The 23593-nt window shown below is 74.2% G+C and carries 22 protein-coding genes; 15 read left to right on the top strand and 7 right to left on the bottom strand.

What is annotated here, in order from left to right; translation table 11 throughout:
• The first annotated feature begins 169 nt into the window (after positions 1–169).
• The 7 genes from IPM45_00340 to IPM45_00310 all read left to right on the top strand — a co-directional run bounded on the left by IPM45_00340 (position 170) and on the right by IPM45_00310 (position 7913).
• Positions 170–3556: a carbamoyl-phosphate synthase large subunit gene (locus IPM45_00340; protein ID MBK9178014.1), complete on the top strand. Its 3387-nt coding sequence runs from the start codon at positions 170–172 to the stop codon at positions 3554–3556.
• Positions 3557–3607: 51 nt separating this feature from the next.
• A complete protein-coding gene (locus tag IPM45_00335) occupies positions 3608–3811 on the top strand; it encodes a hypothetical protein (protein ID MBK9178013.1) in 204 nt (67 codons plus the stop codon).
• A 95-nt stretch (positions 3812–3906) separates the two neighbouring features.
• The gene (locus tag IPM45_00330; protein MBK9178012.1) at positions 3907–5100 is read left to right on the top strand and encodes a cytochrome P450; all 1194 of its coding nucleotides are present in this window, start codon (positions 3907–3909) and stop codon (positions 5098–5100) included.
• A 73-nt stretch (positions 5101–5173) separates the two neighbouring features.
• Positions 5174–5590 carry a YjbQ family protein gene (locus IPM45_00325; protein ID MBK9178011.1) on the top strand — a complete coding sequence of 139 codons (417 nt, stop codon included), beginning with the start codon at positions 5174–5176 and terminating at the stop codon, positions 5588–5590.
• Between the two features lie 11 nt (positions 5591–5601).
• Positions 5602–6240 (top strand): DJ-1/PfpI family protein, encoded by a 639-nt coding sequence (locus tag IPM45_00320; GenBank protein ID MBK9178010.1) that lies wholly within the window; start codon positions 5602–5604, stop codon positions 6238–6240.
• 40 nt (positions 6241–6280) lie between these two features.
• Positions 6281–6754 carry a pyridoxamine 5'-phosphate oxidase family protein gene (locus IPM45_00315; GenBank protein MBK9178009.1) on the top strand — a complete coding sequence of 158 codons (474 nt, stop codon included), beginning with the start codon at positions 6281–6283 and terminating at the stop codon, positions 6752–6754.
• A 94-nt stretch (positions 6755–6848) separates the two neighbouring features.
• Positions 6849–7913 (top strand): phosphotransferase, encoded by a 1065-nt coding sequence (locus IPM45_00310; GenBank protein MBK9178008.1) that lies wholly within the window; start codon positions 6849–6851, stop codon positions 7911–7913.
• A gap of 51 nt (positions 7914–7964) precedes the next feature.
• Here IPM45_00310 and gtfA read toward each other — a convergent pair whose 3' ends face one another.
• Genes gtfA through IPM45_00295 form a run of 3 tightly spaced genes read right to left on the bottom strand, consistent with a single transcriptional unit; the run spans position 7965 to position 11595 of the window.
• A complete protein-coding gene (gene gtfA / locus IPM45_00305) occupies positions 7965–9476 on the bottom strand; it encodes a sucrose phosphorylase (protein MBK9178007.1) in 1512 nt (503 codons plus the stop codon).
• A 13-nt stretch (positions 9477–9489) separates the two neighbouring features.
• Positions 9490–10134 (bottom strand): FABP family protein, encoded by a 645-nt coding sequence (locus IPM45_00300; protein ID MBK9178006.1) that lies wholly within the window; start codon positions 10132–10134, stop codon positions 9490–9492.
• A gap of 39 nt (positions 10135–10173) precedes the next feature.
• Positions 10174–11595 carry a wax ester/triacylglycerol synthase family O-acyltransferase gene (locus IPM45_00295; protein MBK9178005.1) on the bottom strand — a complete coding sequence of 474 codons (1422 nt, stop codon included), beginning with the start codon at positions 11593–11595 and terminating at the stop codon, positions 10174–10176.
• Positions 11596–11747: 152 nt separating this feature from the next.
• Between IPM45_00295 and IPM45_00290 the strand changes: the two genes are divergently transcribed.
• Together IPM45_00290 and IPM45_00285 are read left to right on the top strand one after the other, a co-directional pair.
• The gene (locus IPM45_00290) at positions 11748–12692 is read left to right on the top strand and encodes an aldo/keto reductase (GenBank protein ID MBK9178004.1); all 945 of its coding nucleotides are present in this window, start codon (positions 11748–11750) and stop codon (positions 12690–12692) included.
• 28 nt (positions 12693–12720) lie between these two features.
• Positions 12721–13272, top strand: a complete 552-nt coding sequence (locus IPM45_00285) for an MOSC domain-containing protein (GenBank protein ID MBK9178003.1) — start codon at positions 12721–12723, stop codon at positions 13270–13272.
• Between the two features lie 15 nt (positions 13273–13287).
• On the opposite strand, the gene IPM45_00280 is transcribed toward IPM45_00285, so the two are convergent.
• From IPM45_00280 to IPM45_00270, 3 genes are read right to left on the bottom strand one after another with little or no spacing between them, the layout of a single operon-like run.
• Positions 13288–13836, bottom strand: coding sequence for an HD domain-containing protein (locus IPM45_00280; protein ID MBK9178002.1), 549 nt, complete (start codon positions 13834–13836; stop codon positions 13288–13290).
• A gap of 41 nt (positions 13837–13877) precedes the next feature.
• Positions 13878–14789 (bottom strand): alpha/beta fold hydrolase, encoded by a 912-nt coding sequence (locus tag IPM45_00275; protein ID MBK9178001.1) that lies wholly within the window; start codon positions 14787–14789, stop codon positions 13878–13880.
• Between the two features lie 3 nt (positions 14790–14792).
• The gene (locus tag IPM45_00270) at positions 14793–15311 is read right to left on the bottom strand and encodes a hypothetical protein (GenBank protein ID MBK9178000.1); all 519 of its coding nucleotides are present in this window, start codon (positions 15309–15311) and stop codon (positions 14793–14795) included.
• Between the two features lie 116 nt (positions 15312–15427).
• Between IPM45_00270 and IPM45_00265 the strand changes: the two genes are divergently transcribed.
• Entirely contained in the window at positions 15428–16576 is a 1149-nt protein-coding gene (locus IPM45_00265; protein MBK9177999.1) for a lipase, read from the top strand.
• Here IPM45_00265 and IPM45_00260 read toward each other — a convergent pair.
• On the bottom strand, positions 16573–17238 hold the full coding sequence (locus tag IPM45_00260) for a TetR/AcrR family transcriptional regulator (GenBank protein ID MBK9177998.1): 666 nt from the start codon (positions 17236–17238) through the stop codon (positions 16573–16575). The two genes, IPM45_00265 and IPM45_00260, sit on opposite strands and share 4 nt — an antisense overlap.
• A gap of 129 nt (positions 17239–17367) precedes the next feature.
• Here IPM45_00260 and IPM45_00255 point away from each other — a divergent pair, with 129 nt between their 5' ends.
• The 5 genes from IPM45_00255 (at position 17368) to IPM45_00235 (ending at position 23578) form a co-directional block, all read left to right on the top strand.
• A complete protein-coding gene (locus tag IPM45_00255; protein ID MBK9177997.1) occupies positions 17368–17976 on the top strand; it encodes an NAD(P)-binding domain-containing protein in 609 nt (202 codons plus the stop codon).
• A 9-nt stretch (positions 17977–17985) separates the two neighbouring features.
• Entirely contained in the window at positions 17986–19122 is a 1137-nt protein-coding gene (locus IPM45_00250; GenBank protein MBK9177996.1) for a low temperature requirement protein A, read from the top strand.
• A 101-nt stretch (positions 19123–19223) separates the two neighbouring features.
• Positions 19224–20156: an ABC transporter ATP-binding protein gene (locus tag IPM45_00245; protein MBK9177995.1), complete on the top strand. Its 933-nt coding sequence runs from the start codon at positions 19224–19226 to the stop codon at positions 20154–20156.
• A gap of 28 nt (positions 20157–20184) precedes the next feature.
• Entirely contained in the window at positions 20185–21756 is a 1572-nt protein-coding gene (locus tag IPM45_00240) for a hypothetical protein (protein ID MBK9177994.1), read from the top strand.
• A 55-nt stretch (positions 21757–21811) separates the two neighbouring features.
• Positions 21812–23578 (top strand): hypothetical protein, encoded by a 1767-nt coding sequence (locus IPM45_00235; protein MBK9177993.1) that lies wholly within the window; start codon positions 21812–21814, stop codon positions 23576–23578.
• Positions 23579–23593: the final 15 nt, after the last annotated feature.

Genomic DNA, 23593 nt, shown 5'->3' with positions numbered 1-23593 from the left:
ACCGTACCCCCGGCCGGCCGGTCGCCTCCACGTGCCCCGGCGCGTCGATCCGGCGGCCGGCGCCGAGGTCGGACACGTCGATGGAGGCGTGGACGCCCGCATCCGACCCGGCCGCTGGCCCCACCGCCGCCGAGCGTCCAAGATGCCGGCGACGCGAGGAGGGGACGCGATGCGCCTGGAGGGTCTGCTGATCGCCAACCGGGGCGAGGTCGCCATCCGGGTGGCGCGCGCTGCGGCGGAGCTCGGGATCCGCTCGGTGGCGGTGTACTCCGAGGACGACGAGGGGTCGCTGCACCTGCGCGCCGCCGACGAGGCCGTGGCGCTCCGCGGCACGGGGCCGGCCGCCTACCTCGACGCCGAGCAGCTGCTGGGCGCCGCCCGCGCCACGGGCTGCCGGGCGCTGCATCCCGGCTACGGGTTCCTCAGCGAGCGCGCCGACTTCGCCCGCCGCTGCGCCGATGCCGGCCTCACCTTCGTGGGGCCCCGGCCCGAGGTCCTCGACCTGTTCGGCGACAAGGCCGCGGCGCGGGCCCTGGCCGGCCGGTGCGGCGTGCCCGTCCTGCGGGGCACCGATCGAGCGACCACCCTCGCCGAGGCCCGGTCCTTCCTGGAGGCGCTCGGCGACGGCGGCTCGATGCTCGTCAAGGCCGTCGCTGGCGGTGGGGGCCGGGGCATGCGCGCCGTCCACGACCCGGACACGCTCGAGGAGGCGTACGAGCGGTGCAGGTCGGAGGCCCGGGCCGCCTTCGGGCACGACGAGGTGTACGTCGAGGAGCTGCTCCCCCACGCCCGCCACGTCGAGATCCAGGTGCTCGGCGACGACACCGGCGCGGTCAGCCACCTCGGCGAGCGGGAGTGCAGCCTGCAGCGACGGCGCCAGAAGCTGGTGGAGGTCGCGCCCAGCCCGAGCCTGCCGGCCGGCCTGCGGACGCGGCTGGAGGTCGCCGCGCTCGCCCTCGCGGAGGCCGTGCGGCTCGACAACCTGGCCACCGTCGAGTTCCTCGTCGACGCCACGCCGGACGGGCCGGGCCACCTGGCCTTCATCGAGGCGAACCCGCGCCTGCAGGTGGAGCACACCGTGACCGAAGAGGTCACGGGCGTCGACCTGGTGCGGAGCCAGCTCGAGCTGGCGGCCGGGCGTTCGCTCGCCGACCTCGCCCTCACGCTGGGCGAGGTCCCCGCGCCCCGCGGCTTCGCGGTGCAGGTCCGGGTGAACGCCGAGACGGTCGCCGCCGACGGCGCCACCCGGCCCTCGGGCGGCACGGTGACGGCGTTCGACCTGCCCTCGGGCCCGGGCGTGCGGGTCGACACCGGCGGTCACGTCGGCTACCGGCCGAACCCCCGGTTCGACCCGCTCCTCGCCAAGGTCGTCGTGCGCTCGTCGGCCCCGAGCTACGCAGAGGCGGCGGCCAAGGCCTACCGCGCCCTGTGCGAGCTGCGGGTGGAGGGCGTGCGCACCAACGCCGGCTTCCTCCTCGAGCTCCTCCGCCATCCCGACGTGATCGCCAACCGGGTGACCACCCGGTTCGTCGAGGAGCAGGCCGTCTCGCTCGCCGCCGGCGGCATCGACCACCCGCGGCGCTTCTTCGAGCCGACGACGTCCTCGGCGCCCTCGGGCGCGGCCGACACCCGGACCGCGGCGATCGACAGCACCGACCCACTGGCGGTGCTCGTGCACGGCAAGGTGCCGCCCGCGACGCCGGTGGAGGCCCCACCGGCGGCGGCCGACCTCGGGCCCGGCATCGGTGCGCCCATGGCCGGCACCGTCGTCAGCGTCGATGTCGACGAGGGCGACGCCGTCCGGCCCGGCCAGCAGATCCTGGTGATGGAGGCCATGAAGATGGAGCACGTCGTGGCCGCCGAGGTGGGCGGGATCGTCCGCCACCTGCTCGTCGCGGCCGGCGACACGGTGGCCGAGGGCCATCCGCTCGCCGTGATCGAGCCGGCCGACGTGGCGGCGCCCGACGTGGCTCCGGGCGAGGAGCTCGACCTGGACGAGGAGCGGGCCGACCTGGCCGAGGTGCTCGACCGCCACGCCCGCACCCTCGACGCCGCCCGACCCGACGCGGTGGCGCGGCGCCGCCGCACCGGTCAGCGAACCGCCAGGGAGAACGTCGACGACCTGTGCGATCCCGGCAGCTTCGTGGAGTACGGCGCGCTCGTGATCGCCGCCCAGCGGCGGCGCCGGACGCTCGACGACCTCGTCGAGCGCACACCGGCCGACGGGCTGGTCGGCGGCGTCGGCCGGGTGAACGGCCGGCTCTTCGACGACGACCGCGCCCGGTGCGTGGTGATGTCGTACGACTACACGGTGCTGGCCGGCACGCAGGGCCAGCAGAACCATCGCAAGAAGGATCGCCTGTTCGAGCTGGCCGAGCGCTCCCGGCTGCCGGTGGTGCTCCTCACCGAGGGGGGTGGCGGCCGGCCCGGCGACACCGACGGGCTGGGCGTGGCCGGCCTCGACTGCATGGCCTTCGCCCTCTTCGGGCGGCTCAGCGGACTCGTCCCCCTCGTCGGGATCGCGTCCGGTCGGTGCTTCGCCGGGAACGCCGCTCTCCTCGGCTGCTGCGACGTGGTGATCGCCACGGAGGGCGCCACCATCGGCATGGGCGGGCCGGCCATGATCGAGGGGGGCGGGCTCGGCATCTACCGGCCGGAGGAGGTCGGTCCCCTCGCCGTCCAGGTCCCGAACGGCGTGGTCGACGTGGCCGTGGCCGACGAGGCCGAGGCGGTGCGCGTCGCCAAGCAGTACCTCTCGTACTTCCAGGGCCCGGTGGCGACGTGGTCGTGCGCCGACCAGCGGCTCCTCCGCTCCGCCATCCCCGAGAACCGCCTCCGCGTGTACGACGTGCGACGGGTGATCGAGCTCCTCGCCGACACCGGATCGGTGCTGGAGCTGCGCCGCCACTTCGGGCCCGGGATGGTGACCGCCCTGATCCGCATCGAGGGCCGCCCGATGGGCGTGGTGGCCAACAACCCGGTGCACCTGGCCGGGGCCATCGACAGCGACGGCGCCGACAAGGCCGCCCGGTTCCTCCAGCTGTGCGACGCCTTCGACCTGCCGGTCGTGTTCCTCTGCGACACCCCCGGGATCATGGTTGGCCCCGAGGCAGAGAAGACGGCGCTCGTCCGCCACGCCAGCCGGCTCTTCGTGACCGGCGCGAGCCTCACCGTCCCGTTCTGCACCGTCGTCCTCCGCAAGGGCTACGGCCTCGGAGCGCAGGCCATGGCCGGAGGCTCGTTCAAGGCGCCGGTGCTGACCGTGGCCTGGCCGACCGGGGAGTTCGGCGGCATGGGGCTGGAGGGAGCCGTGAAGCTCGGCTACCGCAACGAGCTGGCCGCCATCGACGACCCGGCCGAGCGCCGGGCGCTGTTCGACCAGATGGTCGCCCGCATGTACGAGCACGGGAAGGCGGTGAACACCGCGTCGCACTTCGAGATCGACGACGTGATCGACCCGGCCGACTCGCGACGCGTCGTCCTGGAGGTGGTGGGCGCCGGCCCGGGGCCACCCGCCCGGCGTGGCAAGAAGCGCCCCTGCGTCGACACCTGGTGACCCGCGGACCGTCCCCGTGCCCCGGGGGCTCCGCTCGGATACGGTCCACGCATGTCGCCGCAGCGGTCACCCGCCTCCCGGGCCCTGGTCGTCGGCGTGGTCGGCGCCGTCATCCTGGTCATCAACCTGGCCAACCTCACCAGCGACGACGAGGGCGCCTGGCTGCTGCTCAACTGGCTGGGCGTCGCCTGCGGCGTGCTGATGATCCTCGTCGCCCTCGACACCTACATGTCCTCCAAGATCCGCGAGGGCTGACCGCACCACCACGGGCGCGACGCGGGCCCGCCGCACCGCCCCCAGCCGGGGTTACTGTGCCGCCGAGCACGACGGAGGGGGACGACGTGACGAGCATGCCGCCGGTGAGCAGCTGGGACACCGACTACGACATCTTCGACCCGGCGTACGTGGCCGATCCCTACCCGATCTGGGACGGGCTGCGGGCGACCTGCCCGATCGCCCACTCCGACCGGTGGGGCGGGTCGTGGCTCCCGACCCGCTACGCCGACATCTCGGCCATCGCCCACGACGTGGAGCACTTCAGCTCGGCCGAGGTGGGGGTGGTCTCGGGCCGGGCCGACGCGGAGGGAGCGCCACTCCTGCCTGCGGGAGTGCCACCCATCTCCTCGGATCCGCCCGTGCACACGTGGGCGCGCCGCCTGCTGCTGCCCTGGTTCTCGCACCGGGCCGTCGACCGCTACGAGCCCTTCACCCGCCAGCTGTGCCGGGATCTGCTCGACGGGTTCGCCGACGGCGGCCGGGCCGACGCCGCGGCCGACTACGCCCAGCAGATCCCGGTCCGCGTGATCGCCTCGGTGCTCGGCGTGCCCGGCGACATGGCCGACACCTTCACCGGCTGGGTGCGCGACGTGCTCGAGTTCGCGCACGACGACGAGCGACGCGAGGCCGGCACCCGGGCCGCGGTCGACTTCTTCGTGCAGCAGATCGCCCAGCGCAAGGAGCGACCGGGCACCGACCTGATCAGCGAGCTGCTCCACGCCGAGGTCGACGGCCAGCCCGTGCCCGAGGAGCACGTCCTCGGCACCGTGGCGCTCACGCTGGTCGCCGGCGTCGACACCACCTGGAGCGCGATCGGCTCGGCCCTCTGGCACCTGGGCACCCACCCGGACGACCGCCGGCGCCTCGTCGCCGAGCCGGGCATCTGGCCGACGGCGATCGAGGAGCTGCTGCGCGCCTACGCCCCGGTCACCATGGCCCGGCTGGTCACCGCCGACGTGGAGGTCGGTGGCTGCCCGATGCGGGCCGGCGACAAGGTGCTGCTCAGCTTCCCGGCGGCCAACCGCGACCCCGAGGCCTTCCCCGACGCCGACCAGGTGCTGCTCGACCGCCAGCACAACCGCCACGTGGCCTTCGGCGTGGGGATCCACCGCTGCGCCGGCTCGAACCTCGCCCGCATGGAGCTGCGCGTCGCCCTGGAGGAGTGGCTGGCCCGGATCCCCGAGTTCCGGGTCGAGGATCCGGACGCGGTCACCTGGGCCGGCGGGCAGGTCCGCGGCCCCCGCGACCTGCCGGTGGTGTTCCCGTAGGGGGACCTGACGATCCGGGGGAGCGTCCGGGAACCGCCGAGCGATGCCGGGGCCTGGCCGCGATACTCGGGGCATGCAGCGCGTGGTCACCGTGCGCACCAGCGCGCGTGAGGCCCTCTACGACATCACCGGGTCGGTGCGCGAGGTGGTGTCGGCCAGTGGCGTCGGCTGCGGCGCCGTCGCGGTCTACGCCCAGGGCGCCACCGCTGCGATCATGATCCAGGAGAACTGGGACGACAGCGTGCAGCGCGACGTGGTCAGCCTGCTGCGCGACCTGATCCCCCGAGGCGTGTGGGAGCACGACCGCCAGGACGGCAACGGCGACGCCCACCTGAAGGCCGGTCTCGTCGGCCCCTCGGAGACGATCCCGATCGTCGACGGACGCCTCGGCCTCTCCCGGTGGCAGAACGTGTTCCTGTGCGAGTTCGACGGTCCGCGGGCCGAGCGCCACGTCGTCGTCACCGTGCTCCCCGCCGCTCCCCGACCCTGAGAGGCAGCCCCGTGCAGATCGCCGCCGTGCTCTTCCCCCGTGTGACCGCCCTCGACGTGGTCGGGCCCTACGAGGTGCTCCAACGGCTGCCCGGGGCGACCGTCACGTTCGTGGGGCACCGGCGCGGCGAGGTGCGCACCGAGAACGGGTTCCTCGGGCTCACCGTCGATGCCACCTTCGACCAGGTCGGCTCGCCCGACGTGGTCGTGGTGCCGGGCGGCATCGGGACCCGATCCCTCCTCGACGACGGCCCGCTGCTCGACTGGCTGCGGGCGGCCCATCGCACCAGCCGCTTCACGACCTCGGTGTGCACCGGCTCGCTGCTGCTGGGCGCGGCGGGGCTGCTGCAGGGGCTCACGGCCACGACCCACTGGAGCGTGCTCCCCATGCTGGAGAGCTTCGGCGCCACCCCCACCACCCAGCGGGTGGTCGAGCACCTCGACCGGCGCATCGTCACCGCGGCGGGGGTGTCGTCGGGCATCGACATGGCACTGCGCCTGAGCGAGCTCCTGGTCGACTCCGTGGCCGCCCGGGCCATGCAGCTGGCCATCGAGTACGACCCCCAGCCGCCCTTCGACGCCGGGCATCCCGAGCGGGCCGGCGACGAGGTGAGGGCCCGGCTGGCCGAGTACGCCAGATCGAAGGCCTGAGGGCCCCGTCGGGCCCGGGACCGCGAGCGAGGAGCCCGACATGGCCAGCTGGAGCACGTTCGAGCACGAGGCGCCCGAGCTGGCGGCGTCGGTGCGGTCGCGCTTCGCCGCCAACCCGCACCACGTGCTCGGCACCCTGCGGCGCGACGGGTCGCCCCGGCTCAGCGGCACCGAGGTCCACATCCACGACGGCGAGGTGTGGCTCGGCGTGATGCCCGGTTCGCGCAAGCTCGACGACGTGCGGCGCGACCCGAGGTGCGCGCTCCACTCGGCCCCTCTGGAGACAGACCTGGCGGCGGGCGACGCCAAGCTGGCGGGACGGGCCGAGGAGGTCGCCGATCCGGCCCGGCGAGCGGCCGTCCTGGCGGCCATCGCCCCGCAGGACGCCCCGGTCGACGGGAGCCTCCTCCGGCTCGACCTCGGCGAGGCCTCCCTGGTCACCGTGCGAGGCGATCGTCTGCACGTCGACACCTGGCACCCCGGCGGCCCCGCGGACCACGTCGAGCGGCGCTGAGTCCGGGTCCGGCCCCGATGCCGCCGCCGGGAGCCCCAGTAGGATCGGCCGTGCTCCGCCGGCGGAGCCGACGACGCGCACGGGGGTGCAGCACATGACGCCGAGCACGACCGTCCCCACGGGGGCCCACGAGCTGACGGGCCAGTGGCTGACCGCCGTCCTGGGCCGCCAGTTCGCGGGCGCGTCCGTCGAGGTGGCCGACGCCCAGCCGGTCGGCACGGGCCAGGTGGCCGACAGCGTGCGGCTCTCCTTGGCGTGGTCGCCGCCCGGAGCGGGCCCGACGACCATGGTCGCCAAGGTCACCTCGGCCTCGCCCACCAGCAGGGCCTCGTCGCGCCTCACCCGCACGTACGAGATCGAGGTCGGCTTCTACCGCGACCTGGCGCCGTCGCTGCCGGTCCACACGCCTCGCTGCTACTACGCCGGCCACGAGCCCGACGACGACGGCTACGTCGTGCTGCTCGAGGACGCCGCGCCGGCCACCCAGGGCGACCAGATGGCGGGCTGCTCGGTCGACGAGGCGTCCGCCGCGCTGGACGAGCTCGCCCTGCTGCACGGCCCCCGCTGGGGCGACCCCGCCCTGACCGACCTGTCCTGGCTCGACCGCCACGGCGACGACCACGCCGACAACGTCACCCTCCTGCTCCGCATGGCCCTGCCCACCTTCCTCGATCGCTTCACCGACCGGCTGAGCCCCGACGCCGTCGCCGCGACCGGCCGGCTGGCCGATCGCCTGCCCGCGTACCTCGCCCGCGACCGCGGCCCCACCGTGGTGCACGGCGACTTCCGCGTCGACAACCTCCTCTTCGGCGCGGGGCGCGTCTTCGTCCTCGACTGGCAGACCGTCACCCTGGGGCCCGCCCTCAGCGACGTGAGCTACTTCCTGGGCGGGAGCCTGCCCATCGAGGTCCGCCGGCGCGAGGAGCGCGACCTCGTCGGTCACTACCACCAGCGCCTCGTGGCGGCCGGCGGCGACCTGTCGTGGGACGACTGCTGGTGGGGCTACCGGCGCTTCGCCTTCGACGGCCTGGTGATGGCCATCGGCGCGTCGTTCCTGGTCGAGCGCACCGACCGGGGCGACGAGATGTTCGCAGCCATGGCCGAGCGCTCCGCCCGCCACGCCCTCGACCTCGGCACCGAGGAGCTCATCGCCGGCTGAGGCCACCGGTGGGTCGGGCCCCGTCGCCGACGCGCACCAGAGCCCGTCCGCTCAGCCGCCGCGCGGGGGCAGGGACCCGGACCCGATCGCGGCCAGCGCCGTCGGGTCCGAGAGAACCGGGCTCGTCGGGCCGCCGGTGGCGAGACGGAACTCGCCGGTCGCCAGGTCGGCCTGCAGCGTCAGCGCGTCCCCGGCCCTGCCCCACTCGAGGGTGAGCCGGCCGGGCCCCTCGGCGGCCCACCGGAACCGCCCGGCGAACGCCGGGTGCGTGGCCCTCAGGCGGATCGCGCCCAGCAGCGCCCGAACCACGGGCTGCTCCAGCGCGGCGCCGATCTCGCCGGGCCGGTAGTGGTGGCGGTTCAGGTCGCGACCCACGCCCGTCCGCTCGAACAGCGAGACGTCGTTGGTCCCCGCCAGCAGGCCGACGTAGTACACGTGGGGCAGGCCGGGAAGGCAGAGCTGGAGGAGCCGGGCGAGCAGGTAGCGGCGGTCGTCGCGGCCGAGGGCGTCGTAGAAGGTGCAATCCACCTGGTAGGCATCCGCATCCGACGACGTCACCGCCCTGGCGATGTGAGCGGTGCCCCCGCTCGCGCGACCGATGGCGCCGACCAGGGCGGCGAGCTGGCTCCGGTCGAGCAACCCCCCCGAACCCGGATCCGACGCGTCGACGCCCACGTCGGCCAGCCCGATGCCGTCGTGGGTGTCGAGCACCGTCACCGCGTTCGACGGCCGCACCTCGAGCCACCTCGCCAGCGGGCCGGCGTCGCCGGTGGTCAGGGCATGGAGCACCAGGGGCGGGAGCGCGAAGTCGTAGACCCAGTCGATGCGGCCGGCGATCTCGAGCTGGTGGGCGACCGACGAGTGCACCTCGGCGAGCACACGCATCCCCCGGCGCCGCACCCGCGCCGCCAGCTCCTCGATCACGCCGATCGTCCCGGGGAGCATGAAGCAGCTGGTCCCGGCCCGCTTCACCGAGTAGCCGACGGCGTCGAGGCGCACGGTCGACACGCCGTGCTCGGCCAGGCGGGCCAGCACCGCCTCCAGGTACGCCCAGGTGCCCGGGTCGGCGATGTCGAGGTCGATCTGGTCGGGGCCGAACGTCGTCCACACGATCCGGCGGGAGCCGTCGCCGAGGGTCACGGGCGTCAGGGGGAGCCCCGGGCGCGGCCGGTAGATCTGCGCCAGGTCGCCGGCGGTCGCGCCACGCGGGAACACGCGGTCCATGGTGAGGAACAGGCCGGCGGACGGCGAGCCGTCGGCCCGGGCGAGGAAGTCGACGAACCGGGGGGACCGCGACGACAGGTGGTTGACGACCAGGTCGGCGGTCACCTCCACCGACCGGCTGAGGCGCTCGATGTCGCCCCAATCGCCGAGGCGCGGATCGACCTGCTCGTGGTCGATGGGGTCGAAGCCGGCGTCGGCGCCGTCGAAAGGGACGAAGAAGGGGAGCACGTGCACACCGCCGAACAGGCCGGCCAGCGGCCCGCGAAGGAGGTCGTCGAGGCCGCGCAGCGAGCCCGCGAGCCGGTCGGCGTAGGCGATGAGGTGCACCTGGTTCGCCACGGTCGGCGCTCGGCTAGGGGCGGGGAGCCGCCCCCGCCACCAGCGGGTTGGGGGTGGGGGGAGCCACCCGCGTGAGGGTGTTGCGGTCACGGTGGTGGAACGGCTCCGGGCGGTCTTGGATCTCCAGGACCGTGTCCTCGTCGTAGCTCCACGTGCCGTCGGCGTGGACGGTCACGCGGATGCGGAACTCGACGGTGCGGAAGGCGTGGAGCAGGAACGGGTTCGAGCAGATGCCGTACGTCTCGCTGCCGATCGCCGCGGTCAGCTCGAACTCCGTGGCGTCGGGCTCGGCCCGTCCCGACGCCATGGCGACCTGGGCGCGAGGGATCGCGAGGGTCTGGACGACCGTCTTGGTCGCCGGCTCCCACAGCCAGTAGCCGACCTGGTCGTGGAAGGTCTCGATCTCGCCCGGCTTCACGATGTGGACGTGGTAGCGGAGCCCGTAGAAGAGCTGGGGACCGTTCGTCTGGGGATCGATGGGCTGGAGCTCGTAGCGCTCGACGAAGGCGTCGACCTCCGTGCCCTCGACCACGGGGTGCTCGTCGACCCCCGGTGCGCCCGTCCAGACGCCGGCCATCGGGCCGAGGGGCCCGAGGTTGGCGAGGGTGTCCGGGTCGGCGTCGGGCTCGGTGTAGATGTCGGCGGGGAACGAGGACATCACCGGACACTACCCAGCGCCCCGACGCGCCATCGACGGTCAGGCGGTGGCTTCCTCCTCGGCGCCGGTCACCTGGGCGGCCCGGGCCAGCACCCCGAAGGCGTCGGCGATCCGGCCCGCGAGATCAGGCAGCTCGCGCAGCACGTCGCGGTCGGCGGTGATGCCGAAGAGCAGCTGCTCGTCGTAGGAGACGACCGCGATCGTGAGCCCCTCGTTGTCGACGACCTCCACGAAGGGGAAGGCCTCGAGCAGCCGGGCGCCCCGGAGGAACAGCGGCACGGGGGGGCCCGGGATGTTCGTGATGATCAGGTTCATCGGCGTGCGCGCGGCCAGCAGCCGGGTCACGTGCCCGTCGAAGGGCACCATCTCGGTGGCGATGGCGAGGATCGCGAGCGCGCCGTCGGTGACCCCGCTGCCTCGCAGGTCGGAGATCTGGTCGTGCACCGAGGTCAGCTGGGCGAGGGGATCCCGCTCGCCGACCGGGAGGTCGACCATCACCATCGAGACCCGGTTGCCGAGCGTGGCGCCGTGCTCGTCGCCGGTTCGCCGTGACACCGGAACCATCGCCTTCAGGGTCCGCCCGTCGACGTCCTCGCCGCCGTCGACGAGGAAGCCGCGCAGCGCCCCGGTGCACGCCGCCACCACGACGTCGTTCAGCGTGGTGCCGGTTCGCTCCTTGGTGCGGCGGACCTGGGCGAGCGGCACCCGCGCCACCGCCCACCGGCGATGGCGCGTCACGGGCACGTTCCACGGCGCCGGCCGGATCGGCGTGGACATGGTGGAGAGGGCCTGGCCGATGTTCGACAGCACCACCCTGGCCTGCTGGGGGGCCTGGAGGACGCCCATGGCGTTGCGGGCGAGCTCGGACGGGCGGGTCAGGCGCTCCCGCATGGTGTCGACCAGCAGCCGGTTGGGCGAGGGCGGGGACGACGGCCGCCACGCCGGGGGCGGCGGTTCGGGAGGGGGCACGGGCTCGGTGTCGACCAGCGCCAGCGCGAGGTCGACGTTGGCGATGCCGTCGCCGAGGGTGTGGTGCACCTTGGTGATGAGGCCCACCCGGTCGCCCTCGAGGCCGTCGACGAACCACAGCTCCCAGAGAGGTCGCGCCAGGTCGAGGGGGAGCGACTGGATCCGCGCCGTGAGCTCCATCAGCTGGTCCTCGTCGCCGGGGCGGGGCAGGGCCGTGAGACGCACGTGGTACGTGAGATCGAAGCGCTCGTCGTCCACCCAGATCGGCCGGCCCTGGCGATACGGCACCGGCATGACCCGCTGGCGCAGGCGAGGCACCCGGTGCAGCCTCCTCTCGACATGCAACCGCAGCTCGTCGATCCGGAGCCGGCCGCTGTCGTCGCGGAGCGGAGCGGCCTGCAGGATGCTCAGCGAACCCACGTGCTGGGGCTCGTGCGGCGTCTCCAAGTGGAGGAACTGCACGTCCATCGGGCTGAGCCGGTCGTACCCCATGAGACCCCCGCGATCCCCTGCGGTCCACCGACCGCACGCCAAGCCTCGCGCGAACGGGCGATGCTGGTGCGGTCGACGAAGGGGAGGTCGCCGTGATCGCTCGCCGGCTCGGGTCGTCCGGCCCGGAGGTGTCGGCCATCGGCCTGGGCTGCATGGGGATGTCCGACCTGTACGGACCGGCCGACGAGGCCGAGAGCATCGCCACCGTGCGCGCCGCGCTCGACGCCGGCATCACGCTGCTCGACACCGGCGACTTCTACGGCATGGGCCACAACGAGCTGCTGCTCCGCGAGGCGCTGCGAGGCCGCGATCGGGAGCAGGTGGTGCTGAGCGTCAAGTTCGGGGTCCTGCGCGACCCGGGCGGTGGGTTCGGCGGGCTCGACGCCCGGCCGGCGGCGGTGAAGAGCTTCCTCGCCTACACGCTCCGCCGCCTGGGCACCGACCATGTCGACGTGTACCGGCCGGCCCGGGTCGACCCGCAGGTGCCGATCGAGGACACGGTGGGGGCGATCAGCGAATTGGTGGAGGCCGGGCACGTCCGCCACGTCGGCCTGTCGGAGGTCGGCCCGGACACCCTGCGCCGCGCCCACGCCGTGCACCCCGTCTCCGACGTGCAGATCGAGTACTCGCTCCTGTCGCGGGGCATCGAAGCCGACATCCTGCCCGCGTGTCGCCGGCTCGGCGTGGGCGTGACCGCCTACGGCGTGCTCTCGCGGGGCCTCCTCAGCGGCCACTGGTCGAACGACCGAGCGGTGACACCCGGCGACTTCCGGGCGCGGAGCCCCCGCTTCCTCGGCCAGAACCTCGACCGGAACCTGGCGCTGGTCGAGTCGCTCCGATCGGTCGCCGGCGAGCGGGGGGTCACCGTCGCCCAGGTATCGATCGCGTGGGCGCTGTCACGCGGCGCCGACATCGTCCCCCTGGTGGGTGCCCGCCGCCGCGAACGCCTCGCCGAGGCCCTCGGCGCGCTCGACGTGCAGCTGACGCCCGGCGACCTCGACGCCATCGAGCGGGCCGTGCCGCCCGGCGCAGCCGCCGGCGACCGCTACGACGCCCACCAGATGGCGTCGCTCGACAGCGAGCGCGGCGGGCGCTGACCGGCTCCGGCGGGCGACACTGGGCATCGTGGCCACCCACCGATCGACCACCGAGCTCGAGGCCGGCCTCGAGCAGATCCGCCGATCGCCTCGCAGCGTCGGGACCGTCGAGCTCATCGTCCGCCGACCTGCGGTCGACGAGCGGGAGGTCATCTCCGAGGGCGAGCTCCGGCTCGACACCGGCCTGGTCGGCGACTCCTGGCTCGAGCGGGGAAGCACTCGCACCGCCGACGGTGCCGCTCACCCCGACATGCAGCTCAACGTCATGAACGCCCGGGTGATCGCCCTCCTCGCCCCCGAGCCCCACCGGTGGGCGCTGGCCGGCGACCAGCTCTACGTCGATCTCGACCTCAGCGAGGCGAACCTGCCGGCGGGCACCAGGCTGCGCCTGGGCTCGGCCGTCATCGAGGTCACGGCCGAGCCGCACCGAGGCTGCGCCAAGTTCGCGGCCCGGTTCGGTCCCGACGCCCTCCGCTTCGTGAACTCCGACGTCGGGCGCCAGCTCCGCCTGCGCGGCCTCAACGCGAAGGTCGTGCAGCCCGGGAGGCTGCACCGGGGCGACGCCATCGCCAGGCTCTGACCGGCCGCCCGGTGGTCAGCGGTGGCCCCGGGTGCCGGCCACGGCCCGGATCGCGTCGATCCAGTGGTCGAGGCCGGGGACGTCGGCGCCCGCGACCTTGGCCCCGTCGTCAGCCCGGCGGAGCTGCACCGCGGCCTCCCAGCCGGGCTGCGCCCGGAACGCCTCGACCTCGCCGGGGCTCAGACCGCCGCCCTGGGCCGCGAGGGTGGCGATGCTGTCACTCGACAGCATCGAGCGATAGCCCGGATCGACGGTGACGAGGTACCGCTTGGCGGTCACGTGCCCGGCGACCAGCGCGGCCACGCGATCACCGAGGACGGGGCGCACCGCTGCCGCCCCGATGGCGCCGTGCCGCGGCTGACCGGGCCCGTCCCAGGGGTGGGCGAGGTCGTGCACCAGCCCGGCCACCTGCAGCTCGACGTCGTCCGGATGGTCACGCTGGAGGAGAGCCGCGCACTGCAGCCCGTGATCGAGCTCCGAGAACGCCCCCGTCTCCACCGAGGGGGTGCCACCCAGCGCTCGCAGGTGGTCGACGAGCTCGTCGACGTCGTGGAACTCCTTCATCCTCTTCCCCTCCGGCGCACGGCGGCCCCGACCCCGGGCGGTCACCCGCCGAGGCGACGCGTGATGACCGCGAGGCAGTCGTCGGGCGCGTCGATCTGCACGAAGTGGCCCGCGCCCTCGATGCGGTCGAGGGTGGCGCCCGGCAGCTCCGCGGCCCACTGCTCGGCCCAGGCCCAGGTGAAGACCTGGTCGGCGTCGCCGAACGCGACGTGGATCGGCACGGCGGTCCATCGCTGGAGCGCGGCCCGGGCCGCCGCCTGGGCTCGGGCATCGCCCAGCTCGGGCTGGGCGAACGGGAGGCAGAACGGGAACCGCCGGGCCCCCGCCTTGGCCGCGGCGTCGACGAACGGGGCGTCGAAGGCCCGTCGGACGGCGTCGACGTCGTGGCCGGGCCGCTGCAACGCTCCGGCGACCACGCCGCCGGTCGGCATGTCGCCCCCGAGCTGCCCGGGGTCGAGGGCCGCCTGCCGCCACCAGCGGATCCCGTCGCCGTACTCGAAGTCGTCGCGGTGCAGCCACGTGTTGAGGATGAAGAGCCGGGCGTAGCGCTCGGGCTGCTCGACGGCGGCGCACAGCCCGATGGGGCCGCCCCAGTCCTGCACCACCAGGTGGATCCGCCGCAGATCGAGGTGCTCGACGAGCCGGCGGAGCGCGCCACGGTGGCCGGCGATGGTGTACCAGGAGTCCTCGGTGGGCTTGTCGGACCGCCCGAACCCGAGATGGTCGGGGGCCACCACCCGGAAGCCGAGGGCGACGAGGGGTGCGATCCAGTCGCGATAGAGGTAGGCCCAGGTGGGCTCCCCGTGGAGCAGCAGGAAGGTGCCCCGCTCGGGGCCGGCCGGGCGTTCGTCGACGTAGTGCTGGCGGAGCCCGCCGGGCTGCGTCAGGTACCGGGGGGCCCACGGCCAGTCGAGGTCGGCGAACCGGTCGTCGGGGGTGCGGGCGACGTCCACGGCTCAGAGCCTCTCGATCGAGAGCGTGATGCCGCCGTCGGGCGAGTCGATGTAGTACGCGCGATACGTCGCGTCGTGCTCCAACGCCAGGGCCCGGATCCCGTCGAGCGGCAGCGTCACGTCACCCAGCTCGGCCACCCACGAGTCCGACATCGTGGGCGACAGCGCGAGCACCCCGTGGGCGACGCGGAGGCGGGGCGAGCGGTACGCGTCGATCGTGCGGCGGCCGCGCCGCATGAAGTACAGGACGATCGACGCGATCCAGGCCAGGGCCACTCCGGCCACCGCGGCCGTGGCCACGCCCCCGCCCGGGGAGACCGCGATGCCCACGACCAGCGCGACGACCGCCACCGCGAACACCACGGCCAGCAGCACCCACGACCGCCGGCGCTGTCGCCCGTACACCTCCACCGTGCGGGCGGCCAGCTGCTCCTGGTCGGGCGAGAGCCGCCCGGCGATGTTCGCCGCCAGATCGTCGGCGTCGAAGCCGAACGCCGTTCCCAGATCCGGATCGAACGCCACAGCGGGAGCGTAGGCGCCGGTGGCCGCCACCATCCCGGCCGCCACCCCGGCCCGGCGCTCCGGCCGGCCGCCGCCTCGGGCCGAGGCCCCTAGCATGCGCTGCGGGGGAGGCCTCGATGCAGCGGCTGGCACTCGATCAGGGCCCGGTGGAGATCCGGGGGGCGCTCGACCTCGACCGGGCCGGCGAGGGCGTCACGCCGCGCCGGCTGCCTCGGTGGACCCGCCCGCAGATCCCGGACCTCATGATGGAGGCGACCGTGGCCATGTCGTCCGGGGTCCGGGTCGCCCTGCGCACCAGCTCTCCGTGGCTCGAGCTCGACGCCCACGCCACGGCCGTGCACCTGTCCGGCCGGCCCTTCGTGGCGCCGGCGTTCGAGCTCGTCGTCGACGGCACCGTGCGGTCGCTCGCCCGCGCCCCGGACCCGTCGGTGATCCACATCGAGCCGATGCGGCGCGACGTCGTCGGCTTCGACGCCGGTGGCGTGGCGACCGTGCGGTTCGAGGGCCTCGGCGGCGGCGAGAAGGACTGCGAGATCTGGCTGCCCACCGACGCCAGCGTCGATCTGGTCGAGCTGCGGGTGGCCGACGGGGCGACCGTCACGCCAGCTGGCCACCGGTCGCGTACGTGGCTCCACTACGGGAGCTCGATCAGCCACTGCCTCGACGTCGACCGGCCCAGCGCCAGCTGGCCCTTCATCGCGGCCACGGCCGCCGGCGTGGAGGTGACGAACCTCGGGTTCGCCGGCCAGTGCCACCTCGACGCCTTCGTGGCCCGCACCATCCGCGACACGCCCGCCGACCTGATCAGCCTCAAGGTCGGCATCAACCTGCTCAACGCCGCGTCGATGTCCGCCCGCACGTTCGGACCGGCCCTGGACGGCTTCCTCGACACGGTGCGCGAGGGCCACCCGACCACCCCGCTCCTGGTCGTCTCCCCCGTGTGGTGTCCCCTCGTCGAGGATCGGCCGGGCCCGACCGTGCCGCGCCACGACGGCACCTTCGCCACGGTCGACGTCCCCGAGGCCATCGCCCTCACCGCACTCACCGGCCGCCTCGTGCGCGAGTCGATCACGGCGACCGTCCTCAGGCGACAGGGGGCAGGCGACTCGAACCTGTACGCCCTCGACGGCCTCGGGCTGTTCGGGCGCGAGGACGAGGCCGACCTGTACGACCGCCTCCACCCCAACCCCGCCGGCTACCGGCGGATCGGCGAGCGCTTCGCCGCCCTGGCCTTCGGCCCCGGCGGCCCCTTCGGGTCGAGCTAGCGGCCCCCGCGGGCCGGGCGTCGGGCGCGGCCCTCACCGGCGCCCGGCCGGGCTCCGGGCGTGCCCGCCGCCGTCGGCGGGCGCCCACCGAGGCCGCGCCAGACGAGCGTGGCCACCCGCTCCGCCCAGCGAGCGGGCGGGTCGTCGCCGGCGAGGGCGCGCGCGTACCAGCTCCCCGTGAGGGTGTTGAGCGCCGTGTCGACGTCGGCACCGGCGTCGAGCAGGCCGGCATCGAGGGCCCGTTCCAGCGCCGCGCCGAGGCGCGCACGGCGCGGCGCCACCACTCGCTCCCGGTAGAAGGCCACCAGCTGCGGATCGGTCGACCCCACGAACATGGTGCCCACCATGGCCAGGCCGTCGGGGCGGCTGATCCCGTGGCGGAAGGCCTCGAGCTCGCGCACCAGGTCGGCGAAGGGGTCGTCGGTGGGCTCAGGGGCGGCGGCACGCGCCATCGCGGCGATCGCCGCGGTGGCCAGATCGGCCTTGGTGGGCCACCGCCGGTAGAGCGCCTGGCGGGTCGTGCCCGCCTCCTCGGCCACGGCGACGAGCGACATGGCCTCGTAGCCGTGTCGGGCCAGGTGCCGCCGAGCGACGTCGAGCACCCGGGCGTCGATGTCGGTGTCGCGAGGCCGTCCACGAGCGGGTTCGCCCACGGCCACCATCGTACCGGTGAACAATACAATCCAGTAGTGTATGGTTATGGGGGGTTTCCGCACCTGCTCACGAGCACGCGGAGCCCCCGTGTCCGCAGCGATCGACGCCCTCGGCGTCTGACCTGAGGGGAGAACCCGATGCGCATCGCCGTCATCGGCGCCGGCCGGGTGGGCGCCACCCTGGGCCGGCGCGCCCGGTCCGCCGGCCACGACGTCGTGTACGGGGTGCGCGACCCCGCCGAGCCCCGGCACGAGGCCCTCGGCGCCGTGGCCACGGTCGACCGGGCCGTGGTCGGCGCCGACGTCGTCGTGGTCGCGCTGCCCTGGGACGCGGCGAGCACCGTGCTCCCCGGTCTCGACGTCGGCCACGCCGTCGTCATCGACGCCACCAACCCGCTCGCCGCCGGTGCCCGCGACCTCGACCGGCACCCCGAGCTGTCGGGCGCCGAGCTCGTGGCCCGCTGGACGGGCAGCGGGCGGGTGGTCAAGGCGTTCAACACCACGGGATCGGGGAACCTGGCCGACCCCGCCTACCCCGGGGGCACCCCGGTCATGCTCGTCACCGGCGACGACGCCGAGGCCAAGCAGGTCGCGATGGCACTGGCGGAGCAGCTCGGGTTCGACCCGGTCGACGCCGGGCCGCTGGGCGCGTCGAGCGATCTCGAGCACCTCGCCACGATCTGGATCCGCCTGGCGTACTCGCTCGCGCACGGACCCGACATCGCCTTCGCGCTGCTGCGGCGGTGAGGGCCGGCCATGAGCGACACCGATCACGACACGAAGCGCACCTCGTACCTCGAGCTGTTCTTCGACCTCGTCTTCGTCTTCGCCATCACCCAGCTGGCTTCGGCCCTCCACGCGGACCACAGCGCCTCGGGATGGGCCCACGCCGCCCTCCTGGCCTGGCTCGTCTGGTGGGCCTGGTCGCAGTACACGTGGGCCGGCAACGCCATCGACCTCGACCGGCGGCCCGTCCAGCTCGCCGTGCTGGGCGTCACAGGCGTCGCCCTGCTCGCCGCCGCGGCCATCCCGGCCGCGTTCGGCGACACCGGGCTGCGCTTCGCCGTCCCGTACGTCGCGGTCCGCCTCGCCGGGCTCGCCCTGTACTGGGCCGGCCTCCGCCACGATCGCGCCCACCAGGCCGCGCTCCGCACGTTCCTGCCGATCGCGGTGATCTCCCCGGTCCTGGTCCTCGTCGGGGGCGCCGCCCCCGGGAGCGTCCGACCGTGGGTCTGGCTCGCGGCCGTCGCCGTCGACGTCGTCAGCGCCCTCAACGCCGGGCGGGGCGAGTTCCGGGTCTCCCCCGCCCACTTCGCCGAGCGCCACGCGCTCATCGTGATCATCGCCCTCGGTGAGTCCGTCATCGCTGCCGGTGCCGCCCTGAGCGACCTCGACCCCTCGCCGGCGCGGACGGCCACCACGGTGGCCGGCTTCGCCGTCGTCGCCACGCTGTGGTGGGCCTACTTCGGCTGGGTGAGCAAGGCGACCGAACGGCGTCTCGCTGCGACGCCCGACCACCGCCAGCGGGCCCACCTGGCCCGCGACCTCTACACCTTCGGGCACCTCCCGATCGTCACCGGTGTGATCGTCTTCGCCGTCGGGGTGGAGGAGGCGCTGCTGCACCCCACCGATCCGCTCGACGCCTTCGGTCGCGCCGCGATCGCCGGCGGGCTCGCGCTGTTCCTGGTCGGGTTCGTGCTGGGCAACGCCCGGGCCACCCACACCCTGCTCGTCGAGCGGGCGGTGGGCGCGGTCGCGATCGTGGCCTTCGTCGCGGTCGGAGGCCGGCACCTCGCCGCCGCGGTCGTCCTCACGGCCGTCGCCCTCGCCCTGGTCGCGATCACCGCACGCGAGGCCCACCGGCAGCTCCGCGCGGGGGCAGCACGTGGGTGATCCCGCACCGGCACCCGATGCCGGTGGCCTCGGGTGCGCCCTGCGGTCACCCTCCCGCGCCCCCTGACGAGCGTCGGGCGGCGGCGGCCGGGCTCCCTAGCATGGGGCCACCGACGGCCGTCAGGGAGGCGCCCATGGTCGACAGGCCCGCGATCGAGACGACGGCGCTCACCAAGCGGTTCGGCTCGTTCGTCGCCGTCGACCGCCTCGACCTCGAGGTGCGCCGCGGGGAGGTGATGGGCTTCCTCGGCCCGAACGGGGCCGGCAAGACCACCACGATCCGCATGCTGCTGGGCCTCACCAGGGCGACCAGCGGCGGCGCCCGCGTCGAGGGCTTCGACGTGTGGGCCGACATGATCGAGGTCCACCGCCGCGCCGGCTACGTGCCCGGTGAGCTCGCGGTGTGGCCCTCGCTCCGCGGCGTGGAGATGCTCGACCTGCTGGGCAACCTGCACGGCGGCTACGACCGCGCCCATCGCGACGAGCTGTGCGAGCGATTCGAGTTCGACCCGTCGAAGAAGGGGCGCACCTACTCGCGAGGCAACCGCCAGAAGATCGGGCTCATCGCCGCCTTCATGACCCGGCCGCCGCTGCTCCTCCTCGACGAGCCCACCACCGGGCTCGACCCCTTGATGGAGGTCACGTTCCGGGACTGCGTGGCCGAGGTCCGCGACGAGGGACGCACGGTGTTCCTCTCGTCGCACATACTGTCGGAGGTCGAGCGGGCGTGCGACCGGGTCGGCATCCTGCGCAACGGCCGGCTGGTGGAGCTCGGCACGCTCGACGAGCTGCGGCATCTCGCCATCCGCTCGGTCGAGGTGCACTTCGCCGGCCCACCACCCGACCTCAGCCGGGTGCCGGGGGTCACCGGGGTCACCAGGGAGGCCTCGACGGTGCGCTTCGAGCTGCGCGGCCAGCCTCAGCCGCTGCTCGACGCACTGGCCCACTGCGACGTCGTCGACTTCGAGAGCCACGAGCCGTCGCTGGAAGAGGTGTTCCTCACCTACTACGGCGAGGGCCGTGACAGCGCCTGAGCCGACGCCCGCGCGGGGGGGCGGCCGGGTGGCGTGGTTGGCCTGGCGGCTGACCCGCCGGGGCTCGATCGCGTGGGCCGCGGTGCTCGGCTTCTCCATCACGGCCATGTCGGCCGGCTACATCGCCGCCTACCCGAGCGCCGCCGACCGTCGGCTGTTCGCATCGTCGGTCGGCGACAACCCGGCCTTCCGAGCGCTGTACGGACCGGGCGTCGCCCTCGACACGCCCGGCGGCTTCGTGCAGTGGCGGTACGGCACCGGCCTCGCCCTGCTGGCCGGCATCTGGGGGTTGCTGGCGGCCACCCGCCTCCTGCGGGGCGAGGAGGAGTCGGGGCGGGTCGAGCTGATCTCGACGGGGACCGTGCGGCCCCCGCGGCTCCTCGCGATCCAGCTGGGCACCCTGGCCGGGGGGTTCGTGCTCATCGGCGGCGTGCTGGCCGTGGGCGCCGTGGCCGGCGGGCTGCCCGTGGGCGGGTCGGCGATGCTCGGCGCCATGACGGCGCTGTCCGGCCTGGTGTTCGCAACGATGGGTGCCGTTGCCTCCCAGGTGGCGGTCACCCGACGGCAGGCTGCCGCCTGGACGGGGCTCGTGCTCGCCGCCTCGTTCGTGCTGCGGACGGCGGCCGGCGCCGCCAGCGACGTCCGCTGGCTCGTGTGGGTGACACCGCTGGGCTGGGCCGGGCGGACCCAGCCGCTCACCGGGCCGTCGTTGGTGCCGTTCGCGCTGCTGGTCGCGGCCTGCCTCGTCTTCGCCGGCCTCGCCGTCGCCCTCCGGGCTCGCCGCGACCTGGGCGCCAGCGTCCTGGCGATCGCCGACGCCGGGCGCCCCTCGCTGCGCCTCCTCGGCTCCTCGTTCGCCTTCACGGTCCGCTCGAACCGGGCCATGGCCTCGGCCTGGGGGATCGGGCTCGGCAGCCTGATGCTGCTGTTCGGGCTGCTCGTCCCCGACGTGGTGGCGTGGGCCCGCGAGGACGTCGGGCTCAGCGCCGAGATCGCCATCGGCGGCGCCCGGATGACGAGTGCCGACGGGCTGCTCGGCTTCCTCTTCGTCTTCATGATGGTCGTGCTGTCGGTCCTCGCCGTGACCCTGGTGGGCGCCATGCACGAGGAGGAGTCGAGCGGGCGGCTCGACAACCTGCTCGCGCGACCCGTGACCCGAGCGAGGTGGTTCGGGGCGCGGGTGGCGGGCGCCACCTTGATCGTGGCCGCGGTGGCCGCCTGCTCGGGAGCAGCCGCCTGGGCCGGCGCCGCCGTCCGCGGCGCCGACGTGACGGTCGGCGGGGTCGCCGCGGCCACGGTCAACACCCTGCCCGTCACCGTGTTCTTCGGCGGGCTCACGCTGTTGGTGTTCGCGGCGGCGCCCCGGCTCACCAGCGGCCTGGGCATCGGGCTCGCGGTGGGGCTCTTCCTGCTCGACTTCATCGGCGAGAACCTCGACGCCCCGGGTTGGCTGCTCGACCTCTCGCCCTTCCATCACGTCGCGGCCGTCCCCGCCGTCGACCCGGCCGTCGGGCCCGCGATCGCGCTGGTGTCCGTCGGGGTCGTCCTGGGTGTCGCCGGCCTGGGGGTCTTCCGGTCGCGGGACCTCCAGCCCGAGTGATCACCGCACCTTCGGGTTGGCTCGACCGGGGAGGGCATCCCCTAGGGTGAGCCCCGTGAGCGACATCGGGTACGACCTCGTGATCGTCGGCGGCAACGCCGCCGGCCTGTCCCTCGCGGTCTCCTCGCAACGCTCCGGCCTGCAGCGGGTGAGGATCATCGAGCCGACCTCGGCCGTGGTGTTCCCCGACCTGGTGGGCCAGGAGCAGCTCGACGTGGGCTACGGCGAGACGACCACGGCCGTCGACGTGGCCGCGCCCTCCGAACCGGGCGCCGAGCCGGTCGTCGTGGTGACGACCAACAAGCACGAGTACCGCACGCGAGCATGCGTGATCGCCCAGCGCGCCGAGGCGACCGGGTGGGCGCCTCCGATCCGCGCCGCGGCGAGCGACCGCATCCTGGTCGACCGGCTCCCCGAGGCGGCCGCCGACGAGGACGTCCTGGTGATCGGCTTCACCGACCACGCGGTGGAGCTCACGTCGGCACTGGCGACCGCAGGGGCCGGCGTCGTCCTCGCGGCCGGCGGCATGGACCCGACCAAGCTGTCACCGGCGGGCGAGCACTGGCTGCGACGCCTGGAGCGCGAGCGGCGGGCGACGGTGCTCCACCGGTCGCTCCCCGACGAGATCGCCGTGGTCGACGGCTACCCCATGGCCTTCTTCGCCGACCGGCGCACGCCCGACCTGCAGTTCGACCACGTGGTGTTCGCCTCCGGCCGCACCGCGCTGCGCCCCGCCGACGTCGGGGTGACGGCCGGGGCGCTGGCCTCGGGGAGGGTCTGGTTCGTCGGCGAGGCCGACGAGACCCCTCCCGACGTGCCGGCGGCGCCGGGCTGGAGGATCGGGTTCGAGGTGGCCACCGCCTTCCCCGAGCTCGAGCTCGCACCGCCCGCCCCCTCGTCACGCGTGCGCCGCCGGTTCACCTCGGTGATCGACGATCTCCGGGCCGAGCACTACAACGCGACGATCACGTACTTCGAGCCCACCCACTCCGACCTGTGGGTCCTGCGCGTGAAGCCGGACCGCGGGGGGATCTCCCACCTGCCCGGCCAGTACGCGTCGCTGGGCCTCGGCTACTGGGAGGAGCGCGTCGACGACGCCGAGGATCCCGACCTGGACGAGCGGTGGGACAAGCTGGTGCGCCGCTCCTACTCCATCTCCAGCCGGATGTTCGACGACCACGGGTACCTCGTCGGACCCGAGGGGGAGGAGCTCGAGTTCTACATCGTGCTGGTGCCCCCGACCGACGACAACGTGCCGGGCCTCACCCCGCGGCTCGCCATGAAGCGACCCGGTGACCGCATCTACCTCGGGCCGAAGGTGGCGGGCCGCTACACCCTCGCGCCGGTCACCGACCCCGAGTCCACCGTGCTCCTCCTGTCCACCGGCACCGGGGAGGCGCCCCACAACGCCATGGCCGTCGAGCTCCTCCGGAAGGGCCATCGGGGCCCCATCGTGTCGGCCGTGTCGGTTCGCAAGTGGATCGACCTGGGGTACCTCGACAAGCACCGCACCCTCGAGCGCCACCACGCCAACTACCACTACCTCCCGATGCCGACACGCGAGCCCGACGTGCCCAAGCGGTACATCCAGGACCTCGTCCGCAACGACGTCTTCACCGCCGAGTTCGACGTGGAGCTGGACCCGGAGCGCACCCACGTGTTCCTCTGCGGCAACCCGGCCATGATCGGGCTCCCCGAGGAGGTCGACGGGGTGACCACGTACCCCGAGGTCACCGGCGTCGTCGAGCTGCTCTCGGCGCGTGGGTTCACCCTCGATCACCGCAACCAGCGCGGCAACATCCACTTCGAGGAGTACTGGTAGGCCGCCACCGGCCCG

This window comes from Acidimicrobiales bacterium (assembly GCA_016716005.1).
Lineage (GTDB): Bacteria > Actinomycetota > Acidimicrobiia > Acidimicrobiales > JADJXE01 > JADJXE01.
Note: the sequence above shows the minus strand (reverse complement) of the source record. Positions and strands in the feature narration are given on the sequence as shown.